The following is a 20824-nucleotide window of genomic DNA, read 5'->3' as shown; positions in this document are numbered from 1 at the left end:
GAGAATGGCCAATGAAATCACGCTGACGGGGACATCGACCGCGATTGCGCTTGTTCTTTCTGCGACGTGCATGCCTGTGTCTGCGATGGCGGCAACCGGACCGGGTGCCTCCCCCCTCATCGTCACCGGCGACGGTGCCCGTGGTTCCGTCAATCCGTTTGGCGGCCGCGCCGGGTTGCCTGGGGCCAGCATTGACCCGGTCTATGGCGAAATCATTCCGCTGAATGCGGGCGGCGTGCGCGGTGCCGTCGATCCGTTTCAGGCACCCGCCGGGGGACCCGGGAACAATGTTGATCCCGTCTATGGAGAGATCATTCCGCTGAATGTTGATCCCCTGCGCGGCGTGGTGGACCCGTTTCGCGGTTCGGTGAATCCCTTCCGGGGCGAAGTGAACCCCTTTTATGGCGTGTTTGACCCCCTGCGCGGTGCTGTCGATCCCTTCCGCGGCGAGATAAATCCTTTCTACGGAGATCTGGATCCCCTTCGCGGTGTGGTGGACCCGTTCGGCGGCTGGGTCGATCCCTTCACGGTGCAGGCCGAACTCGATCCCCTGCGCGGCGTGGTGGACCCGTTTCGCGGATCCGTTGATCCCTTTCGCGGTGTGGTGGACCCGTTCCGCGGTACCGTCGATCCGTTTTACAGCGAGATTGACGGTTTCTGGCGCGCTGTAGGCTCAGTCTGGCTCAGCGCGGAGCAACGCTGGGCGAATGGCGAGGATGGCGCCGCGATTCAGGGCGACCTGCAACTGCTGCTGGACTACACGAAATCGACCTGGGCACCTCAGCTCACGAGCGTGGGTATCGACTATGATACGCTTGCAGGCGAGATTCTGGCCCGAAACGGTCTTGATCTCAGCAATACAGAGGCCCTGGCAAATGCCGATCCGCAACAGCGGTCCGGTTTCATGATGGACTTTTACGACACGTTGATGAGCCATTCGGGCCGCAATAATGTCGATTACTGGATGCCGCAGGTTGGCTGGTCGCCCTGGTTGACGCGCACTCAGGAATCAGGTGGCACACCAACCATCGGTCTGCTTGACGCAACGGTCGAGAATGATCCCGACCTCGCCGGCCGTTTTGGCTATAATGGTGGCTATGATGCCGCCGTCGGTGGCCATGGTGCCAGCGTGGCCAGCCTGATGGTGGGCGCGCACGACGGCACGGGCGTCATGGGCATCGCGCCCAATGCGAACGTCGTCGCCTACAATCCATTTGACGAAACCGGAACCGCCAGCTGGGATGATGTGACGAGCGGTGTTGCCGACCTTGTCGCGCGCGGTGCCAGCGTCATCAACATGTCGCTCGGCATACCGGGCTCGACCCTCGCCGCCGACTGGAGCCAGGTGTTCGAGGACACGACGGTCAGGAAAGGCCTGGACAATACCGTCTTTGTAATGGCCGCGGGCAATGACGGCGCCGCGCAGACTGAGGATGCCGCGTGGGACGCGCGGACCATGCCCTCCTTCCTTCTCGTCGGCTCGGTCGACGCCCGCGGGACCATTTCCCGCTTTTCAAACACGCCCGGCGACGCCTGCCTGACAATCCGGGGTGAATGCGCCAATGGTGTCGCGCTCAAGGACCGCTTCATTGTCGCGCCTGGCGAGCACATTCTGCTGTCCGATGGTGAGGGCGGCCTGACGCGCGAATCGGGCACGTCTTTCGCGACACCGATCGTCACGGGTGCCGTCGCCCTGTTGCATTCCCGCTGGCCATGGCTTGCAGACCATCCGGAAGAGACGAGCGGCATCATCCTGTCGACAGCAACCGACCTTGGTGAACCCGGCACCGATGCCGTCTATGGCCGCGGACTTCTGAACATTCGCGCATCCCAGTCGCCGCTCGACATGACAAGGCTCGGCATCATGCTGAAGGATGGCGGGAATCTGGAGATTCAGCCCCTCACGGTGCTTGGCGCCCCTGAAACGACCAGGGCGTGGATCGACGATGGCTATCTGGTGCTGTTCGAAGAGGTCGGCGATACATATCGCGATTTTCAGGTGCCGCTTGGCGACCAGTTCTACGGCAACACGGCCTATAATGACCAGACGGGCACGGAGACCTATCTACAGGACTATTTCGCGGGCAGTTTCGAGGAATGGTGGGGCGATGGCCGTACCACGGACTCCGATGACAAGAAGGAGAAGAAGGACAAGGAGGAATTTACGGATATTTCATCCATTACCTTCCTGTCGAGCGACGTCAGCGTCGAAATGCGGTCAACGCCGCTGACGCGCTTCGCGTCCCACCGTAGCAGCACCCTTGCCGCGCATAGCGAGATGCGCGTGTCGGGTCTTGCGGACGGACTCACCATCGGCGCCGGTCACGGTGTCGGCGCGCTCTCCCTTATGGGTGGCAGCGGCTTCGCGCACAGCCGTGACTTCCGCGCGGACGAGAATGCGGTGAACCCGGTGCTCGGCTTTGCCTCGGGCGGCGGCTTCATGAGTGCGGCTTATGACCTCGGCCCGGCCTTGACCCTGTCGGGCGGCATCAGCGCGGCACATGTGGTGCATGCCGATCTTGGCGGCATTTCGCAGGCGCAGCGGCAGAGCTTCCTCGGGCTCAATGCCTATGACGCCACCGCGGCATCGATCTCTCTCCACATGCGGCCGTCAAGGGCGGTGACACTTGGCCTGACCTATAGCCGCCTTGAGGAGGACGAAGCGCTGCTCGGCGTGCAGTCGACACAGGCGAACATGCTGGACGGCGGCGCGGCGACGGATGGGTTGACGATGACGCTGGACGCCGATCTTGGCGATGGCTTCGGCCTGGCCGCGGCGGCGACGGCGGCGCGCACGCGAAGCAATGATACCGACAATCTGATCCAGACAGGAAAAGGTCTTGTCAGCAGCGCATTCCAGCTGTCGATGACAAAGGCGGGTATTGTCGGTGCGGACCGCTTCGGCTTCACCATCAAGCAGCCGATGTACCGCGAAGCCGGTCGCCTCACGGTAAGCCAATTGGGCATTATCGACCGCCAGACGGGTGAACTGGGCGAGATTCGCACGGCACTCGACAACACGCAGAAACGTCCGTTCATCACGGAAATCGACTATGCCGCATCCCTTGGCGACGTTCGTTTCAGCGCTTTTGGCCGGGCGGACGTGAACCGCGGCGAACGCAGCGGTGTGATGGGCGGCGTAAGCTTCAGAATCGGCTGGTAAAATTACGATCGGCGATATCAACATTTCCTCAATCTGCGGAAGTTAAGCGTAATGGCCAGGATCAGGATCCAGCCAGTTGCGTTTTTTCCATCATACCCATGACACCATCGCTGGCCGCCTGAGGCCCGCGATGGTGTTCGCGCGCTTTGCGCGCCGGTTTCTAATGACGATCCTGATCGGGGCGTTCACCTGCCTTGTGGCCGCGGGGCCAGCCGCCGCGTCGACTGTCATGGATGACGAAACCTATGAAAGCGAGATCGCCGCGGCGAAGGCCAAAATGATGACGGACCCGGGATCCGCTCTTTTCCATGCCCGGGCGGCGCGTCGGCTGGTGCACAAGGCCAGCAACCATGACGTGGTGGCGATCGCCGGTACGGAATGGCTGGAGGGGGAGGCACTAACCCGCCTCAACCGCGCTGAGGAAGCCCGCCCCGTGTTGGAACAGGCCCTGCAAACCGTGCGCCGCGCCGCGCCGCGCACCAAGCTGCATGGCGACATCCTAAAGGCTTTCGCCGCAGCGGCGCGCGTTACCGAAGACACCGCCGCGGCGCTCGAAAGCCTGCATCTGGCGCATGACATTTTCAGCGATATCGGCGATCTCAGGGCGCAGGCGATCGTTCTGCAAAACCTTGGCATGCTCCACATCGAGGCAAATGATTTCGAGCGCGCCGAGCGCTATTTTGACGATGCCGACCGAAGCTATTCCGAGGACCCGGCCCTGCTGGTGGGTTCTCATGCCAATCGGGGCCGCATCCACGAAGAGCTTGGCGATGATGACGCCGCGATTCGCAGCTATGAAGCCGCGCTGGTCATAGCGGGCGAACTCGATTCAAGCCTCCTGAAGGCGCGCATTCTCACCAATCTTGCGTTCGCCCATGCGGGCGCCGGCGACATAAGGCGCGCTGCGGCAATCGCGGAACGGGCACTGGTACAGAACGCGCTGGGAGATGCCGGAGAGGAGGACTTTCTTCTGGCCCTGAAGGCTGAACTCGCACTGAAGCGCGGCAACCGCACGGCGGCGCTTTCCCTGATCGAAGCGGCATTTGCGGACGTCGATCCCGCGTCCACCTCCGCATTATACATGGAAGCGCATGAAACCGCGCGGCGGGTCTATGCCGAGAATGGCAGGGCGGAAACGGCGCTGGTGCATTTCGAAGCCTATGACCGGTTGAAGGAAGAGGCGACGAAAGTTGCCGCGCGCGCCAATGTCGCCCTGATGAGTGCCCGCTTCGATGCGGCCAATCGCACCGCCACGATTTCCCGGCTGGAAACGGACCGGCTGAAAAAGGACCGGCAGCTGGAACGCAGCAGACAACAGATTACGGGACTTGTCCTCGCCGGTATTGCGGTCCTGGTGGCGCTGATTGTCGGTTATAGCCATCACCGCGTGACGGCCGCGCGCAGGAGGCACCGCGAGATCACCATCACGAACGCGCAGCTTCTGCACGCTGCCGAACATGACGCCCTGACGGGCCTTGCCAACCGAACGCGGTGCTACGCAACTCTGGAACGTCTCCTGCGGGACCATGGCGGCGATGCGGCGATATCGCTGCTCCTTATCGACCTTGACGAATTCAAGGACGTGAACGACAGCATGGGGCACCAGGCTGGCGATTCAGTGTTGAAGATCGTGTCGGCGCGCATGACCGAGATCGCCGGGACACAGGACCATCTTGCCCGGCTGGGCGGCGACGAGTTCGCGATCATCGTCACGACGGCGACCACGCGGAAGGAACTGGTGGCGTATTCTGAAGGTATCATCAGGGATATCATGAAACCCATTGCCTTGTCGGAAGGGCAGGTCTGCCTGGGCTGCTCCATTGGCATCGCGCAGCCACATAAGATCGATGCCGTCGATCCCGACCGTCTGTTCCGCAATGCCGATCTGGCGCTTTATGCGGCCAAAGACGCCGGACGCGGGCAGTACCGTATTTTCGAGCCTATGATGCTGGAAGCCTCGGAAGCGCGCCGCCGTCTGCTGACCGATCTGAAAGAGGCGTTGTCCGAGGGTCAATTTTCGGTGTTTTATCAGCCGATCATCTGCTCTGCCTCCGGGCGCGTGGCGTCTTATGAGGCCCTGCTGAGGTGGCAGCATCCAGAGCTGGGAACGATCTCGCCCGAAACGTTCATTCCGCTTGCAGAAGATGCCGGACTGATCTCGGAGATTGGCGGCTGGGTGATGCGCACGGCCTGCGAGGCGGCCATGCATCTCGATGACGACGTCATCATGGCCGTCAACGTCTCGCCCCTACAGTTTGACGACAGCCTTGCCAGCCGCGTCGTCAACGCGCTGGGCGCGACCGGCCTCCCGCCCCGCAGACTGCAACTTGAAGTAACGGAGTCGGTATTCATGCGCGGCGCGGACCGGACCGCCGAAGAGCTCGCCCGCCTCGATGCCATCGGCGTCAGCCTGGCTCTCGACGATTTCGGCACGGGCTATTCCTCGCTTGGCTATTTGCAGCGGGCAGCGTTCGCAAAGATCAAGATCGACCGGTCGTTCGTCACGAAGTCCGGCGAGAACTGCAAGGAGAGCACGGCCATCGTCCGGGCGATCGTCGCCCTTGCCGACAGCCTCGGCATGATCACCACGGCGGAAGGTATCCAGACGAAAGCGGAGGCGGACTTGCTGCGCGCCCTCGGCTGCACACAGCTGCAGGGTTATTTTTTTGGCAAACCGGCACCACTGGAAACCTATCTGGCGCCGCTTGCAGAGATTGCCGGACACGTCCGCGGCAATGGCTGAACCGCTGTGCCCTTATGGCGAGCCAGGCGGCACACGCCGCGGCTCGGAAAAGTCAGTGCGCACAAAAAGGGGCGGTGCCATTTCCGGCACCGCCCCTTCCCGCGGCATATTTGCAGACGCTGCTAGAAGGTGAAGCGTACGCCTGTGTAGAAGCGGCGACCGAAGATATCATATGTATCGGCGGCCGTGTCGGCACCGGTGATGTTGAATGTCGTACCGTTCAAAATGTCCGGTGCGTCATTATCCAGCACATTGTCGATGCCGAAGTAGACCTCGAACTCTTCCGTCGGACGGAAAGCTGTCTGCATATCAAGGTTGAACTCGCTGCCGACGGATGGGCAGTCCCCGGTGAAGCCGTTGCAATACTGATCGTCCTCAAAGGATTTCGCGATGAAGGTTCCCGTGAAGCCGATGTCGAACCGATCGCTGTTAAAGCCAATTCCGGCGGTAAAGCGATCCGCAGCGGTACCGATCTCTCCATCTTGCGGGTCAGCCGGCTGACCTTCTGCCGGCGTGAAGTCGTAGGCGAAGAGATGCGTGTAGGCGATGCGCGCATTTATCTGTCCGCCATCTGCGAGCCCGTCGAAATCCCAGGCCATATTCGCCGTGACATCGATGCCATCGGTCTGCAGCCGGGCGGAGTTGACCTGCACCGCATTGATGAACTCAAGCGAGCCTGCACTATTGATGGGACCCGTGATTGCGCGCCGGGTGATCAGGTCGCACGATTCCTGCACATTGGACGTATAGCACTGACCAAGTGTGAAGGTCCTGCCCGGAGGCTGGATCACGTCGTCAATGTCGATATTGAAGTAATCGACGGTAAGCGTGAGCCCCCTGAGCGCATTGATGGAACGCGGCGTTAAAACGGCGCCGATCGTATAGCTGTCAGCGGTTTCCTCCTGAAGATCGGGATTGCCGATGTTGAAACCGCTAATTCCCTGAGCGTCAGCCTGATTGAGCGTGAACGTACCGCCATTTTCCATGATATTCGTGAGAACACCCGTGGCCGCGCGGCAATTGTCGCCGACCGCACCGCCGCCCGTCAGTCCGATACCCTGACAGGGGTCGTTGATGCCGGGCGGGAATGTCTGTGAAGGCCCGGAGAACAGCTCACCGATATTGGGTGCGCGAACGGCGCGTGCGTAGGTCCCGCGCAGGCGGAGGTCCTCAATCGGCTGCCAGGTAACGGTGCCGTTATAGCTCACGACCGTTCCGACAGTTGAATAGTCGGACACGCGGACGGCACCGCCAACCTCAAGCAGTTCGAAAAAGGGCGTATCCGCAAGCAGCGGCACGCGAAGTTCCGCATAGCCCTCAAGCACGTTGAACGACCCTGAGGTATCCGGTGCGGCATTGCCTGCGTTCAGGCCCTGATTCGTCAGGGAATCGCGATCGGACGAACTTGACTCGACGCGATATTCCACACCGACGGCGATCCCGAGCGGACCGGCCGGCAGATCGACGAGCGAGCCGGACAGATTGGCCTGCACGACCTGCTGCGTCATGTCGGTATCGAACGTACCATCCGCATTGACATAGGCGATGGCCCCGTCGGTTATGCCGCCGACGCCGAACAAATTGATCGGTACGCAGCCGCCCTGCCGTGCCTGGGCATTGATACAAATCGCGTCGGTCGTGTCACCGTCGCCGTCCAGATCGTCGAAGTCCTGCTGCGCGGTTAGCGCCTGCTGGAAATTCGGAACATTCACCTGGCCCTGCGACGTCTGATTCTCCAGAGTCTGCCCGTAATTATAGCTGATGTCCCAATTGAAGCGGTCATCGAAAATGCTGCCATCCAGGCCAATGACGAAACGGTAGAAGTCGCGGTCCGTCGATTGGAAGCGAGGTCCGAACTCAACCAGACGGCGGGCGAAGCCAAAATCGCGCAGGCCATCGCCATCCTGGTCCGTTGCGACGGCGACGATTTCATCGGGTACAAACGGGTTGATCGCGATCACACGCTCGTTGATGCCGTCACCATTTGTGTCCCTGTCGATGAAATTCTCGATAGGCACGACGCCGCCTAGCGGGAAAATCCCGTTCGGACCTGCCGATTGCGATGCGAAGGGCTCGATCAGGCGCTCGGCGCTGGTACGGCTAAACGTACCTTCGAAGAACGCGTTTATGCCATCGCTGACTTCATAGTTGCCGCGCGCTGCGAACAGATAGCGTTCGACCGGCGTTGCGAGCGTACGGAAGGCCTGGCGGTTGAAACCATTGGCACCGACTCCATCACCGTTCGGGCCATTGGTTGAGAAGCCCTGGACCAGATTGCCGTCATTGTCGAAAGTGAATGTACCGGCACCGGTGATGAACCGTCCCTGCGGCGGGAAGCTCGAGAAAAATGGTTCCGTCGCCGTGCCCCAGTCGGAAAGGTTACCGGTCAGACGGGAGGTATCGAAATCGTCGACGCGTGTATTTTTACGCTCGCGGGAGAGCAGGCCCTCTTCGTTGGAATAGCCGATATGCGCCATGATGTTGCCGCGGCCATCCCCGGTATTGGCGCCAAAGGTCAGGTTCGCCTGATACCTGCGGTCATCGCCGCGCTGGGTGATGCCATATTGTATGTTCGCATCGACGCCTTCGAAATTCTCCTTGAAGATGAAGTTCACAACACCGGCTACGGCGTCAGAGCCATAGAGCGAGGATGAACCGCCGGTGAGGACGTCGACCCGCTCCAGAAATTGTGTGGGAATAACGTTCAGATCGACCTGCGCCGTGTTGGCGACGCCGCCAACGACGCGGCGGCCATTGATCAGAACGAGTGTACGATTTGTTTGCAGATCGCGAAGATCCACCGTCGCCACGCCGGTACCGGCGGTCAGGAAGGCCGAGTTCGTTCGGCTTAACCCCGGGGTGCCGAAAATCGGGTTTTCCAGCAGCAGGTCCTGAATATTGGTAACACCGGCCTGCTCGATCTGAACATTGGAAAGCACCTGTACAGGCGCTGCGGAATCGACGGTCGGCTGCGCAATGCGCGAACCGGTGACAACGATTACGGCCTCGGTGTCCCGCTCTTCGGCGGCATTCGCGGCGGTTTGCTCTTCGACAGCGTCCGCGGCGTTCTGCGCGGCGGCCATGGAAGGAAGTGAAAGGCACGTCAGCGTTGCCGAAGTCAGCAATGCCGCGCGTAAGGTATAGGAAGATTTAGGTGTCACGTAGTGTCCCCTCTGGTGGTTTCCGTGCTCGCCAGGCGGGCGCTCCCAAACGAAAAAGAGCGCATGCCCAAACGGCGTCGCATTCGGGGAGACACTGTGGTCACGCGACCCCTCAAAGGCCTGACAGCGAACGTGGGCGACCTGTGGCGGATTGGTCACAGTCGCTGACTTGCGGCCCACGATAGAGCCGCTATTACAGAAAAGAGCCGGGGACGGTTGCAGCCAGCCCCGGCTCTCATTGAGGTGTGTGAAACACGGGACGTGACTTCCGCGTTTCGGTCATTGGACAACCGACCTCGCCAAACCCCTCAATCTTTTTTCGAGGATTGTTGGGAAAGGCGATGTACGATGCGGCTGGTGATCGAGCGTGACCGGTCGCTTGTGCGCGCCCCTTTTATCGGGGAACCTCCTGCGGCCTGAATTGCCGCCTGCCGCTGCCCCTTGCGGGATGTGCGAAGGGCGGTGTGGAGGCAGAAGGATGCAAGGGGAAATGGGCAGCGATCAAGGCCAGCGGCTGGAGGCGGCGTTTCGCGAGAATCGCACAATCCTGCGCAAATGGCTGATCGGACGGCTTGGTGACGTGACCGACGCCGACGATGTGCTGCAATCCGTTTACCTGCGTATCTGGACCTATGCCGAGACGAACGAGATCGAGCACCCCCGCGCGCTCATCTTCAAGACGGCGACGAATCTGGCGACCAATGAGCTTGTCAGCCGTCGCCGCCGCTATTTGCGGACCTCGAATGCGGAGGCGGATGAGGTGGAAGCGGTGCGTGCGGTCGGCCCCACGCCGGAGGAACAGAGCCTGCTGCGTGAGGATATCCAGCGGGCGCTTGCGGAGATCGGCAATCTGAAGCCCAAGGTTCGGCGCGCTTTCGAGCTCAGCCGCCTGGAAGGAAAAACCTATGCTGAAATTGCCGGTCTTCTCGGCGTCTCCGAAAGCAGCGTGGAAAAATACATTATTGAGGCGCTCCGTATATTACGGGCACGTCTGCGGCCGGGCGAGGGTGCGAAGATCCTCCCCTTTTCTGCGGCGGGTGCGCGCGTCTAAACTGATGATAATCGGAAGTGTGTGAACGATTATGGAAATAGAGAACAGACGTGACGCGGCAGACCGCGCGGCCGCCCAGTGGATGGCGCGCCGGGATTCCGGACGGTTCAGCCAGGCGGATGCGGACGAATTCGCGCGCTGGCTCGCTGCCCACCCCGCGCATGCCGAAGCATGGTCACGCTATGAGCTGCTCGATGAACATCTGAATGCCGCGACGGCATTGCGGTTCGAAAGGGAACTGGAAACGCTTGCCAATGCGGAGGTGAACGCAAAGCCGCAGCGGCGCTGGCTGGTGCCGGCGGTTGGCGCAGTCGCGGCAATGGGCGCGGCCGTTATCGCCATATCCGTGATGACGGACGGCGCAAAGCCACTCAGCTACGAAACCGCCCATGGCGAGCGGCGGGAAGTGACCCTGGCGGATGGCAGCGTGGCGGCCCTCAATTCCGGTTCACGGCTGGAAGTGGCCTTTGCCGGGGACGAACGCCGCGTCCGGCTATTGTCCGGCGAGGCATTGTTTGACGTCACGCGCGATGCCGGGCGGCCCTTCGTGGTCGAAGGCGGCCCGGGCGTGATCCACGTTGTCGGCACGCAGTTCAATGTCGCGCTCGCAAGCGCGACGGGCCGCGATGAAGCGCTCACCGTATCGGTGCTGTCCGGCGTCGTGCGGGTCAGCGCCGCACGGGAAACATTCGCGGCCGCCATGCTGCTCGCCGGGGAACGGCTGGCCATGACGCATGCGGGCAAGGCCTTGCCGAAGGAAACGTTCGATGCCGCTTTTGTCACCGACTGGCGTGAGGGCAGAGCCCGCTTTGCGGAAACCCCGCTCAGGGACGTCATCGCCGAACTGAATCTGCATTTTTCGCAGCCATTGGCCTTGGAAAGCGCGGCCTTGGGAGACGTACCGGTCACGGGGACATTTTCACTCGACGCCCAGGACGCGTCTGTCAGCGCCCTGGAATCCGCGCTTCAATTGACGGCTGAGCCGCAGGCCGATGGCCGTCTCGTCCTCACAGGCAATGCGGACTGACGCGCCGTCCTTTCTGGCCTTGGCGCTGGCCGCTGCGCTGTTATGCGCCGCGCCTGCGGTGGCTGCCGATGGAGTTTCGCGCCCGGAACCGCCATCGAAGCGTGCCGCAGGACGTCAGCAGGTCGCCAAGCTCGACCTGTCGATGCCCGGGCAGTCTCTTGCGGAGGCGATCGGTGAGCTGAGCCGCAGGACGGGCCTCTCCATCATCTCCGACAGTCGCCTCCTGCGCGGCAAGGCGGCCCCGGCACTGCCCGCCATGCCAGATCCGATCCGCGCACTCGAACGGCTTCTTGGCAATAGCGGCCTGACGTTCGAGCGGGTGACGACCAACACGCTCGTCATCAGGCCTTCGCCCCGCGTGCCTGCCGCAATAGCGGCCCCGGCGCAGACCCGGGCCACCGCTGCATCGGCGCCTTCGCCAGCTGAGGTGATCCCGTCCGGACCGCCCGCTGAAACCATCGTTGTCGTCGCCATGCTCTCGCAGCAGCGCCTGCTGGACAGCGATTCCGCGCTGACGCTGAACGAAAGCCTGATCGCGTTCGACGGCGCGCCAGGTCTGGCCGATACGCTCAACCGGTTGCCGGTCTTCAGGGCGAGTTACACAAGGGGCAATACGAACCTGCTCGGGACGCCCGCCGGCATCGCGCTTGCAGACCTGATGGGGCTGAACCCGGAGCGTACGCTGGTACTGGTGAACGGCAAGCGGCGCGTCATAACGCGCGGCGGCAACGGCACGATATCGGGCACCGATTTGAACGGCATTCCGACCGCGCTGCTGCAACGCGTCGAAGTCATCGAGCGCGGCGCAGGGGCGGCCTTTGGCGACGCTGCGGTTGCGGGCGTGGTCAATTTCGTACTCGACGAGCGCTTCGAGGGGCTGAAGGTGGCGGCGGAAACGGGCCTGACGGAACGGGGCGATGCCCATCACTACACCGTTTCCGCGGCGGCGGGGACTGACTTTGCCGATGGGCGCGGCAACATGTTCATCAGTGCCGCACACGAACACGACCCGCACCTGCCTTCGTCAGCGCGTTACGTCACATCGGAGCCCTGGGGGCTCGCCCTTGATGGCCAGCCTGCCACAAGCACGGCAGGCGGCGTTCTTACGCGGGGCTTCGGAGGGAGCTCGATCACGCCGCGCGGCAGGGTCGCCGGCTTCCTCGATGGCAATGGCAATCTCGTCCGGTTCCCGCTTCTCCAGCAAGTGACATTTGATGCGGAAACCGGCGAGCCCGTCAGATATCTTGGGAAGCCCGAGCAGGACTATAACTGGACGCGGGATTTCACCGTGCTTGTCCCGGTCGACCGGACGCTTGTCACTGCGACCGGCGCGTTCGACTTCGGCGCGCACACGCTCAGCGCGGAGGCGCAGTTTTCCCGAACCGGCAGTGAAGCTTCTCTGGGGTCGGTGCCACTGTCATCGCAAGTGGGATCCCGGCGATCGCCGGCCGGGGATGCCGTCGTCGTTCCCATCGACAATTCGTTCGTTCCCGAAACTGTTCGGGACGCCGTTCTTCTGCGCGACGCAAATGCGAAATCGCTGGTGATCGAGCGCCGGTTCATCGAATTCGGCCCGCGTACGCGCGACATCGATCGTGATACGCGTCAGATCAGGATTGCGGCCGATGGGCCATTCCTTTCCGATTGGGAATATGAAGCCTATTATCAATATGGCCACAGCCGTGTCCGCGAACTGAGCAGTGGTTTTCTGGATCGCGACCGTCTGGATGTCGCGCTAGACGAAGACAGGTGCGCGGCCACTGTGACCTGCACACCCATCGATTTGTTCACTCCGGGCGCGATTACGCCCGCTCAGGCCGATTTCATTTCCGCCGCCCCGCTCCGCCGCCGTCTTACCAGCGACCAGTATATATTGGCACTGCTTGCCGAACGTCCCGGCGACAATTGGAATGCGCGTGCCGGCGTCGAATACCGGCATGAAGGGATCGAGACCTCGACGGGCAGTGAGCCTGGCGCCGGGCCGGTCGGCGATCTTGCCTATGGAAACGCACATGGGAACGTGGATATTCTCGATGTCCACGGCAATGTCTCGGCAACATTGCTCCGCGGCGAGCCTGGTTTCGATGCGCTGAACATCGACATTGGCGCCCGCTGGACGGAGCACAGCCGTGCGGGCAGCGTGCTCAATGGCAGCATCGACCTTGGCTGGGCGCCGGTGAATGGTCTTGATTTTCGGGTCGGCTATCGCCGTGGAGCGCGCGCGCCCACCGGGATTGAACTGTTCGCGGTCAGTCCGTTTCGTTTCATACCTCTGCTGGACCCCTGCGAGGCGCCTGTGAACGCCACCATTGCCGCGAACTGTGCGGCGGCGGGCGTCAATCCCGGCCCGCAGCAGAACCGGAACTTCGTCGCGAACCGGTTTCTGGGGAATCCGGACCTGCGGGAGGAGGACGTCCAAAGCTGGCATATCGGCGTAGACGCCGCCCTTGGCAATGTGCGGGTTTCACTGGAATGGTTCGATTACCGGCTTCAGAACACGATCACCGCCGCCGCCGCCGCCGATGCCCTGCAAAGTTGCTATGCGAGTTCAGGCGGCGACGATTTCTATTGCGGTCTCAATCCCGCGACCGGCCAGCCCATCATCCAACGCAATGCGGATACGGGGACGCTGGAGGCCGTCGATCTTGTTCTCGTCAATGGCGGCAGCGAGGACCTTCGCGGGATCAACGCCCGCCTGGAAGCGGAAATCGGCAATCTGCGCGGTGCCTTTCTTTACAATTATGTCGACCGTGCCGGTATCGTCTTTTCGGACGGCGGCGCGCGGACGGAGCGTGCCGGACGGGTCAGTCATCCCCGCCACCGCGCCTTTGCGCACCTCGCTCTCGAACTCGGCGAATGGACCACGACGATCAGCGGCGAATACCGCGGTAAATCCCGCGTTCTGCAGGAACGAGTTCCCGGGTTCGATCTCGATGATCGCCTGTTCGTCGATATCGGCGTGGAATATAGGCCGCGCCCGTCAATGACCGTTTATGGCGGCATTCGCAATCTTTCGGACGTGTCCGCACCGCCCGTTCTCGACGGAAGTGCGGGTAATATCTATCCCGAATATTACGATGTACTCGGACGGCGCGCTTTTATTGGCCTGCGCACGCGGTTCTAGCGTCTGCCTTTCGCCGCTTTCCTGCGGTCATTTGCGCCTGACCGGTCGATCCTGTCTTTCGGACTGTCGCCACTGGCATCGTCGTCCTGCTGCAGGCGGGTAAACAGCCTGACGACATTGCGGCCGCTCTCTTTCGCCGCGTAAAGGGCCTTGTCGGCCATATCCAGCAGCTCCTCAGGGCTCATTCCGGCTGTGTACGTGGCGACTCCGATGCTGACCGTCACGCCCGAATGCGCGCTGACTTCCTTCGTTTCCGTTTCTACCCGCGCACGAACGCGTTCGGCGGCGGCAAGGCCAAAATGTTCGTCCGCACTTGGCAAAAGCATGGCAAACTCCTCGCCGCCGATACGGCCGACGAAATCGTCCGCGCGGCCGGCGGCATCCGCGCTCCTGGCAACCGCGCGAATGATCTTGTCGCCTTCGGCATGGCCAAAGCGGTCATTTATCCGCTTGAAGTGATCGATATCGAAAATGGCGACCGACAAATCCTCGCTCATCGCCTCGGCTGTCTGGATCGCTTCGTTGAGCGCCTCCATGGTCCGTCGGCGGTTGGGAAGGCCGGTCAGTTCATCGGTATTGGCAAGTAGTACCGCGCTCTGCGCCGCCGCCTCCGCTGCCTGTCTGGCCTCCTGAACCGCCTTGGCCGATTCAACGTGCCAGGTGATATCCTGCAACATGCCGAACAGCGCCGTCGCCTGTCCGTCGTCACCAACTTCCACAGACCCCTTGGACATGATGTGCCGCACCTGGCCGTCGGGGCGTTTGATGCTCGCGCGATATTCGAAATCTTCCCCGGTCTTGCTGGCTTCCTGAATGATATGCCTGATGTTCGCGCGGTCCGCCGTGCGATAGACTGCCAGACCATCGTCACCAGCGGAAAAGGGCTGAATTTCCAAACCATGGATTGAATAGACCTGGTCTGACCAGAACATCATGTCCGTGCCAAGATCGATGCGCCAATGACCGACGCCGGCTGCGGATTCGGCCTGTTTCAGAAGCCGGACGCTCTCCCCCAATTGCTCGGCCAGATGCTGCCGCGCCGTCAGCGCCGCCGAGAGCGGCAGGACGGTGACCAATTGCACCACCAGATAGAATTGCAGGAATGCGATGGCGACCTCCAGATCGGTCGATGCGAATGACGTCGGGCCGTAGGAAAGTCCCGTGGATACCGTCCCGACGATGGCGACAATGAGAACACCCATTCCGGCGCCCAGATTGCCAAGGCGGTAGGTGGCGGCAACGACGATGGCCGACGGCACGAACAGGAGAGGATAGCTGGATTGGAAGAAGACGCCGCTCGTCACCGCGGTGATAATCAGCAGCCAGATTCCGGCTTCAATCACTGATGGATAGCCTGGGTCCCCGTTCCAGCCCGTCTTGAGCAGATCGGCGATCGACACGCAGATGGGCGTTACGATCATGATGCCCAGCACCACCGTGACGAACCAGGACGCCATGAATGCGGCGTCGCTCTGGGAAAGGGCGGTAGACAGGACGGCACCCGTCGCGCTGGCACCCGCGGCGGCAAGGAAGAACCGCCCCACATCGGGCAGCATGTCAAATCTGATCTTCTGACTTCCCATACGCTCGATCAACAAGATTGCGACCCAGGGTTCGACGACATTGGCGACGGTAAAGGCGATGGTATTCGTGGCGGTCATGCCGCCGAGCGCATTGATGACCAAGCTGCCAACACCGGCGGCGGCCAGATAATGCAGGCGCGCGCTTTTTCGCGTCATCGTCAAGGCGGCGATGACAAGACCGCTTGCGGGCCACATGGCGGCAATGCCCGCGCTCCCGCGTGTGAGTTCCAGCGACAGGGATGCGACCACGCAATATCCAGCGCACAGGGCAATCGGCCCAATGGCGGCATAGGAACGAAGAAGACGCGTGACGAACATGGCCGCCACCTACTTTTTTTATATTAACAGTGGTTAAACCAAGGGGCATCTATCGGACCGCTATCTGCTCCGGTCTTCGCAGGCAGATGACCGTGCGCGGCGTTTTGTCCCGGTACCACGCCCGCATTTCCGATATGTCCCTCGTTCTCGCCCATGTCGAACTACCCGCTGGTACGATCATCACTTTTGAATTAACCGGCCTTGATGGATGGTTCGACGCTCGATGCAGCCCTGTTCTGGGCATATTTCTGGGTGGTAACGCGCGAATTTCTGTTCATCGCGGCCATCGGCATCGTTGTCTTCGGTATTGATGAGATTATCGTCGATCTCATCTATCTGGGAACGTCCTTGAAGAAAAAACTCGTCACCTACAGGCGGCATGCGCGCTGGACGGTGTCAAATATTCCCGTGCAGCAGCCTGAAGGCCGCTTCGCGATATTTATTCCCGCGTGGGACGAAAGCGAAGTGATCGCGCCAATGCTGCGGCGTCTGACCAGCATTATGGATCATGGTAATTATGACGTTTTTATCGGCGTTTATCCCAATGACCCCGACACGCTCGCGGCCGTGACGGCGGTAGGCAACGCCCGCATCCGCATCGTCATGAACGACCGTGATGGACCGACGACGAAAGCGGACTGTCTGAACCGGATCTGGGAAGTCATGTCCGCGCAGGAGCAGGCGGGCGGGTTCACCTATAAGGGCATTGTGCTGCATGATGCGGAAGACGTCGTGCATGCCGCGGAAATGCGTATCTTCGACTATCTGATGCCGCGTTTCGCCATGGTTCAGTTGCCCGTGATCCCCCTGCGCGACAATAATTCCCGCTGGATCAGCGGACATTATCAGGATGAATTTGCCGAGCATCACGGGAAAACGCTTGTGGTGCGTGAGACGCTGGGTGCGGCAATTCCTTCCGCGGGTGTCGCCTGCGCTTTCGACCGTGAGGTTCTGGGCGAACTTGCCGCCGAAAGCGGCGCGGGGCCATTCGATGCGGACTCGCTGACCGAGGATTACGAGCTCGGCATGGCGCTTTCGCGCCGTCGCCGCGGGATTTTCGTGCGTCTGCCGGAAAAGGACGGCAGCGGCGCTGTCGCCACGCGCGAGCATTTCCCCGCAGATCTTGAATCGGCGCTGCGCCAGAAGACCCGCTGGCTGCTGGGGATCGCCTTCCAAAGCTGGGACCGGCTCGGCTGGAAAGGTACCCTGGCGGATAAATATATGATGCTGCGCGACCGGAAGCCGATGATGAATGCGATCATTATCTTCATCGCCTATATCGCTTCCATCCTGTTCGCAGTGACCATCGTCGCCCGCTGGCTCGATCCTGTCGCGGCACGGCTGCCGTCAGTCATTCCGGAAGGGTCATTTATCGCGTTTCTCATTCTGCTCGCCACCATATCGGTACTTTGGCGACTGTTCATGCGCTTCTGGTTCACGACTAGCGTCTATGGCCTGGTCGATGGCCTGCTTTCCATCCCGCGGGTGATCATCGCCAATGTCGTCGGCATGCTGGCCGCGCGGCGCGCACTATGGCGCTACGCCGCGCTGGTGTTCACGGGGAAAGCGCTGGCCTGGGAGAAGACGGCGCACCGGTTTCCCGATGAAAAAGCGAGACATGGGTGAAGCCGCTCGTCAACCTCGCCTTCATTGCCCTTTTCCTGCTGCTGTGGGCGGGGTGGCGCTACAGCCTGGCCGACCGGCAGGTCGAGGAGATCATGCTTGCCATCGGCAGCGGCGCGGCCATTCCCGATGTGCCGGGCACGGAGGATATCCCGCCTCCAGCCCCCGCCATGCCCGTCCCTGCGCCAACGGAAGACGCGCAGCCGCTTGTCGTCGCCGAGGCGCAGTTCCCGCGCCGACCTGCCAGTACCCGCGCGGCACCGTCTTTGCGGAGACCGCAGACCTTTACGCCCGGAATCGCGGATGATCCCGGGCGAGGTGCTGTCGCCGCAGGCCCGGCTTCCGCCAGACGCCTGCCAGCGCCGCCGCCTCTCGCACCGGCCGCCGCGCCTCCATTTGCCAAGACGACCGCGCAGCGCGCACCGGGTGCCGAGCGGCCCGTCGATATCGCGGCACGTGAGTTGGCGAAGAAACGCCAGGCCGCGTTCGATCTGGCCGCGCTCGCTTATGAGCGGCTGGACGGTCTTGACAGGCGCGGCGCGGCGGAGAATTTCGCGGCGGCGCTGCGCGCGCAACCGGACCATGAATCGGCCGGGATCTGGCAGGATGAACTGCGGCTGCTGACCAGGCGCTGGACCGCCGAGGCCTATATTTTCGAACGGGAAGGCGTGTCCGCCAACCTTAGTCCGACGGTGCCGGTTTTCGGCGGCCGCCAGTACGGCGCGTCTCTGGCCTATACGCTCAACCCGCTCGCTGACGCGCCGGTTGCGATCAACGGGCGGCTGACGGGCACGACGGGCGGCGGACCGGATGAGGCCGTTGCGGGGATCGGCTGGCGCCCCTTTGGGCGGCGGGGCCCGGAAGTTGCGGTGGAACGCCGCTTCGAACTCAGGGAGCCGGGGCGCAGCGCGATGCAACTGCGCCTTTCCGGCGGCGCGAACAGCGATCAGCGCAGCAGCTTCGATCTTTCTGCCTATGCGGATGCCGGGATCGTCGGGATGAACAGCGCTGACCTGTTTGCGGGCGGGCAGGCCTTTGTCGGCCGCCGCTGGGGCGATGTCGATGAACCGCGCGTCAGTATCGGCGCCGGCGCCTGGGGCGGTGTGCAGCATGATGGCGACACGGTTAGCCTGCTGGAAGCAGGCCCCGCTGCCCGAGCCGAAATTCCGATCGGCGATGTTGTTCTTGACCTGCGCGGAAGCTACCGGTTTGAGGTCGGCGGCAATGCCCGTTCGGGCGGCGGGCCGACGGTCACGGTTGCCATTCGCTACTAGCCCAGAAAACGCCGCGGGCCTTCGGATCGCCATGGTGATCCGCGCCGGGCCGCGCTAAGGCCGCGGACATGGACATTTACCTGCCGATTGCGGAACTGAGCGTGAACGCCGCCGTGATCATCGGCCTTGGCCTGATCGTCGGTATCACATCCGGCCTGTTCGGCGTGGGCGGCGGATTCCTGATGACGCCGCTGCTGATGTTTTATGGCATTCCACCTGCCGTCGCCGTGGCCTCCAGCGCGACGCAGGTCACCGGTTCCAGCGTTTCGGGTGCCATGGCGCACTGGCGGCGGGGCGGTGTCGATCTGAAAATGGGTGCCGTGCTGGTCGCGGGCGGCATCGTGGGTGCGCTGCTGGGTTCCCTGCTGTTCAGCCTGCTCCAGACCATCGGCCAGATCGATCTCACCATATCGCTGATTTACGTGGTGTTCCTGTCCATCGTCGGCTTTTCGATGCTGACGGAGACGGTGCGCACCCTCAGGCGGCAGGCCAAAGGCATCCGGCCCAAGCGAACGAAGCGCCATAACGCGTTCATCGCTGCGCTTCCCGGGCGCATGCGGTTTCGGGCGGCGGGTCTTTATATTTCACCGCTCGCGCCGTTCCTCATTGGCATATTGGTCGGCGTTCTGACCTTCGTCATGGGCATTGGCGGCGGCCTGATCATGGTCCCGATCCTGATCTACGTGCTCGGCATGTCGGTCAGCGTGGTCGTCGGGACCAGCCTGTTCCAGATCGTGTTCACGACCGCGGCCATCACCATGCTGCATGCGGTGCAGTCGAAGACGGTCGATATCGTTCTTGCCGTGCTGCTGCTGCTTGGCGGCGTGATCGGCGCGCAGCTGGGCGCGCGGATCGCCATTGGCCTGCCACCGGAAAAGCTTCGCCTCGCGCTTGCCATACTCGTCCTCATCGTCGCGGGCAGACTGTTGTTCGGGCTGACCGTGGCACCGGACAATCTGTTTTCCGTGCAGTTGGGCGGTATATGAGGATCCTGCTGCTTCTTGCCGCGCTGATCGCCGCGCCCGCCGGTGCGCAGGTTGCGCCGCGCCTGATCGCCGACCTGTCGCAAAGCCGGATCGATATCGTTTACACCTTTGCCGGGGCGGAGCTGCTGGTCTTTGGCGCGATCCAGTATCCTGACGGCAAGATGCCCGACGAGCGTCCGGATATGGCCATCATCGTGCGCGGCCCACCAGAATCGATCACCGTGCGCCGCAAGGAACGCGTGCTTGGCGTCTGGGTGAATACCGACGCTGTCCGGTTTGAAACCGCACCCGCTTTCTTCCATGCCGCGTCGACACGGCCAATCCTGGATATTGTGGACGAGCGGACGGCGGCGATCTTTGAACTGAGTCCGGAATATCTACAGCTGTCCCCCGGTGGCGGCGCCGACGCCGCGACGGTGACAGCGTTTGAAGCGGGCCTGCTGGGGACATGGGGCAGCGAAGACCTTTACGGTGCCGACCCTGTGGGCGTCGATATCGTCGAAGATGTCCTTTATCGCGCCCGCATCGACCTGCCCAGCAAGGTGCCCGTCGGCACCTATTCGGTGGAAATCCATCTTATCCAGGACGGCGACGTGGTATCCTCCGCGACCCAGACCATCAGCGTCGAGAAGTCCGGTTTTGAACGGGCCGTCTTCATGATGGCCCAGAACAAAGGCGCCGCATATGGTGTTTTCGCCGTCTCCATCGCGCTCCTCCTCGGATGGTTGGCGGGCGTGATCCTGAAACGCTAGCGCGGTGCCGACCGGCGGC

Annotated in this window: 11 protein-coding genes; 9 read left to right on the top strand and 2 right to left on the bottom strand. The window is 62.2% G+C overall.

Annotated features, from left to right (window positions below):
- The first annotated feature begins 4 nt into the window (after positions 1–4).
- Both KCG44_RS02380 and KCG44_RS02375 read left to right on the top strand, forming a co-directional pair.
- Positions 5–3163, top strand: a complete 3159-nt coding sequence (locus tag KCG44_RS02380; RefSeq protein WP_218443977.1) for a S8 family peptidase — start codon at positions 5–7, stop codon at positions 3161–3163.
- A gap of 76 nt (positions 3164–3239) precedes the next feature.
- Complete coding sequence (locus tag KCG44_RS02375; protein ID WP_218443975.1) at positions 3240–5906, top strand: EAL domain-containing protein; 2667 nt, start codon at positions 3240–3242, stop codon at positions 5904–5906.
- Between the two features lie 122 nt (positions 5907–6028).
- Here the strand turns inward: KCG44_RS02375 and KCG44_RS02370 are convergent, their stop codons facing one another.
- Positions 6029–9067, bottom strand: coding sequence for a TonB-dependent receptor domain-containing protein (locus tag KCG44_RS02370; protein ID WP_218443974.1), 3039 nt, complete (start codon positions 9065–9067; stop codon positions 6029–6031).
- A gap of 490 nt (positions 9068–9557) precedes the next feature.
- Between KCG44_RS02370 and KCG44_RS02365 the strand changes: the two genes are divergently transcribed.
- Genes KCG44_RS02365 through KCG44_RS02355 form a run of 3 tightly spaced genes read left to right on the top strand, consistent with a single transcriptional unit; the run spans position 9558 to position 14269 of the window.
- Positions 9558–10118, top strand: a complete 561-nt coding sequence (locus KCG44_RS02365; protein WP_218443973.1) for an RNA polymerase sigma factor — start codon at positions 9558–9560, stop codon at positions 10116–10118.
- Positions 10119–10149: 31 nt separating this feature from the next.
- The gene (locus tag KCG44_RS02360; protein WP_218443972.1) at positions 10150–11145 is read left to right on the top strand and encodes a FecR family protein; all 996 of its coding nucleotides are present in this window, start codon (positions 10150–10152) and stop codon (positions 11143–11145) included.
- A complete protein-coding gene (locus KCG44_RS02355) occupies positions 11135–14269 on the top strand; it encodes a TonB-dependent receptor domain-containing protein (protein ID WP_218443970.1) in 3135 nt (1044 codons plus the stop codon). Before KCG44_RS02360 ends, KCG44_RS02355 begins: the two co-directional genes overlap by 11 nt.
- Here KCG44_RS02355 and KCG44_RS02350 read toward each other — a convergent pair.
- Positions 14266–16170: a sensor domain-containing diguanylate cyclase gene (locus KCG44_RS02350; RefSeq protein WP_218443969.1), complete on the bottom strand. Its 1905-nt coding sequence runs from the start codon at positions 16168–16170 to the stop codon at positions 14266–14268. The two genes, KCG44_RS02355 and KCG44_RS02350, sit on opposite strands and share 4 nt — an antisense overlap.
- Before the next feature lie 204 nt (positions 16171–16374).
- Between KCG44_RS02350 and KCG44_RS02345 the strand changes: the two genes are divergently transcribed.
- The 4 genes from KCG44_RS02345 to KCG44_RS02330 all read left to right on the top strand — a co-directional run bounded on the left by KCG44_RS02345 (position 16375) and on the right by KCG44_RS02330 (position 20805).
- Positions 16375–17796 (top strand): glycosyl transferase family protein, encoded by a 1422-nt coding sequence (locus KCG44_RS02345; RefSeq protein WP_218443968.1) that lies wholly within the window; start codon positions 16375–16377, stop codon positions 17794–17796.
- On the top strand, positions 17793–19067 hold the full coding sequence (locus KCG44_RS02340) for a hypothetical protein (RefSeq protein ID WP_218443967.1): 1275 nt from the start codon (positions 17793–17795) through the stop codon (positions 19065–19067). Before KCG44_RS02345 ends, KCG44_RS02340 begins: the two co-directional genes overlap by 4 nt.
- Positions 19068–19135: 68 nt before the next feature.
- On the top strand, positions 19136–20053 hold the full coding sequence (locus KCG44_RS02335; protein ID WP_218443965.1) for a sulfite exporter TauE/SafE family protein: 918 nt from the start codon (positions 19136–19138) through the stop codon (positions 20051–20053).
- Positions 20050–20805, top strand: a complete 756-nt coding sequence (locus KCG44_RS02330; RefSeq protein WP_218443964.1) for a TIGR02186 family protein — start codon at positions 20050–20052, stop codon at positions 20803–20805. The genes KCG44_RS02335 and KCG44_RS02330 overlap by 4 nt, the downstream gene beginning before the upstream one ends.
- Positions 20806–20824: the final 19 nt, after the last annotated feature.

This window comes from Pacificimonas pallii (assembly GCF_019204005.1).
GTDB lineage: Bacteria > Pseudomonadota > Alphaproteobacteria > Sphingomonadales > Sphingomonadaceae > Pacificimonas > Pacificimonas pallii.
The sequence above is the reverse complement of the archived record's forward strand: the minus strand, read 5'-3'. Positions and strand labels throughout refer to the sequence as shown.

Coding starts and splice junctions, on each gene's coding strand:
- KCG44_RS02380 (WP_218443977.1), top strand. CDS start 5: ATGGCCAATGAAATCACGCTGACGGGGACATCGACCGCGATTGCGCTT.
- KCG44_RS02365 (WP_218443973.1), top strand. CDS start 9,558: ATGGGCAGCGATCAAGGCCAGCGGCTGGAGGCGGCGTTTCGCGAGAAT.
- KCG44_RS02360 (WP_218443972.1), top strand. CDS start 10,150: ATGGAAATAGAGAACAGACGTGACGCGGCAGACCGCGCGGCCGCCCAG.
- KCG44_RS02355 (WP_218443970.1), top strand. CDS start 11,135: ATGCGGACTGACGCGCCGTCCTTTCTGGCCTTGGCGCTGGCCGCTGCG.
- KCG44_RS02350 (WP_218443969.1), bottom strand. CDS start 16,170: ATGTTCGTCACGCGTCTTCTTCGTTCCTATGCCGCCATTGGGCCGATT.
- KCG44_RS02345 (WP_218443968.1), top strand. CDS start 16,375: ATGGATGGTTCGACGCTCGATGCAGCCCTGTTCTGGGCATATTTCTGG.
- KCG44_RS02335 (WP_218443965.1), top strand. CDS start 19,136: ATGGACATTTACCTGCCGATTGCGGAACTGAGCGTGAACGCCGCCGTG.
- KCG44_RS02330 (WP_218443964.1), top strand. CDS start 20,050: ATGAGGATCCTGCTGCTTCTTGCCGCGCTGATCGCCGCGCCCGCCGGT.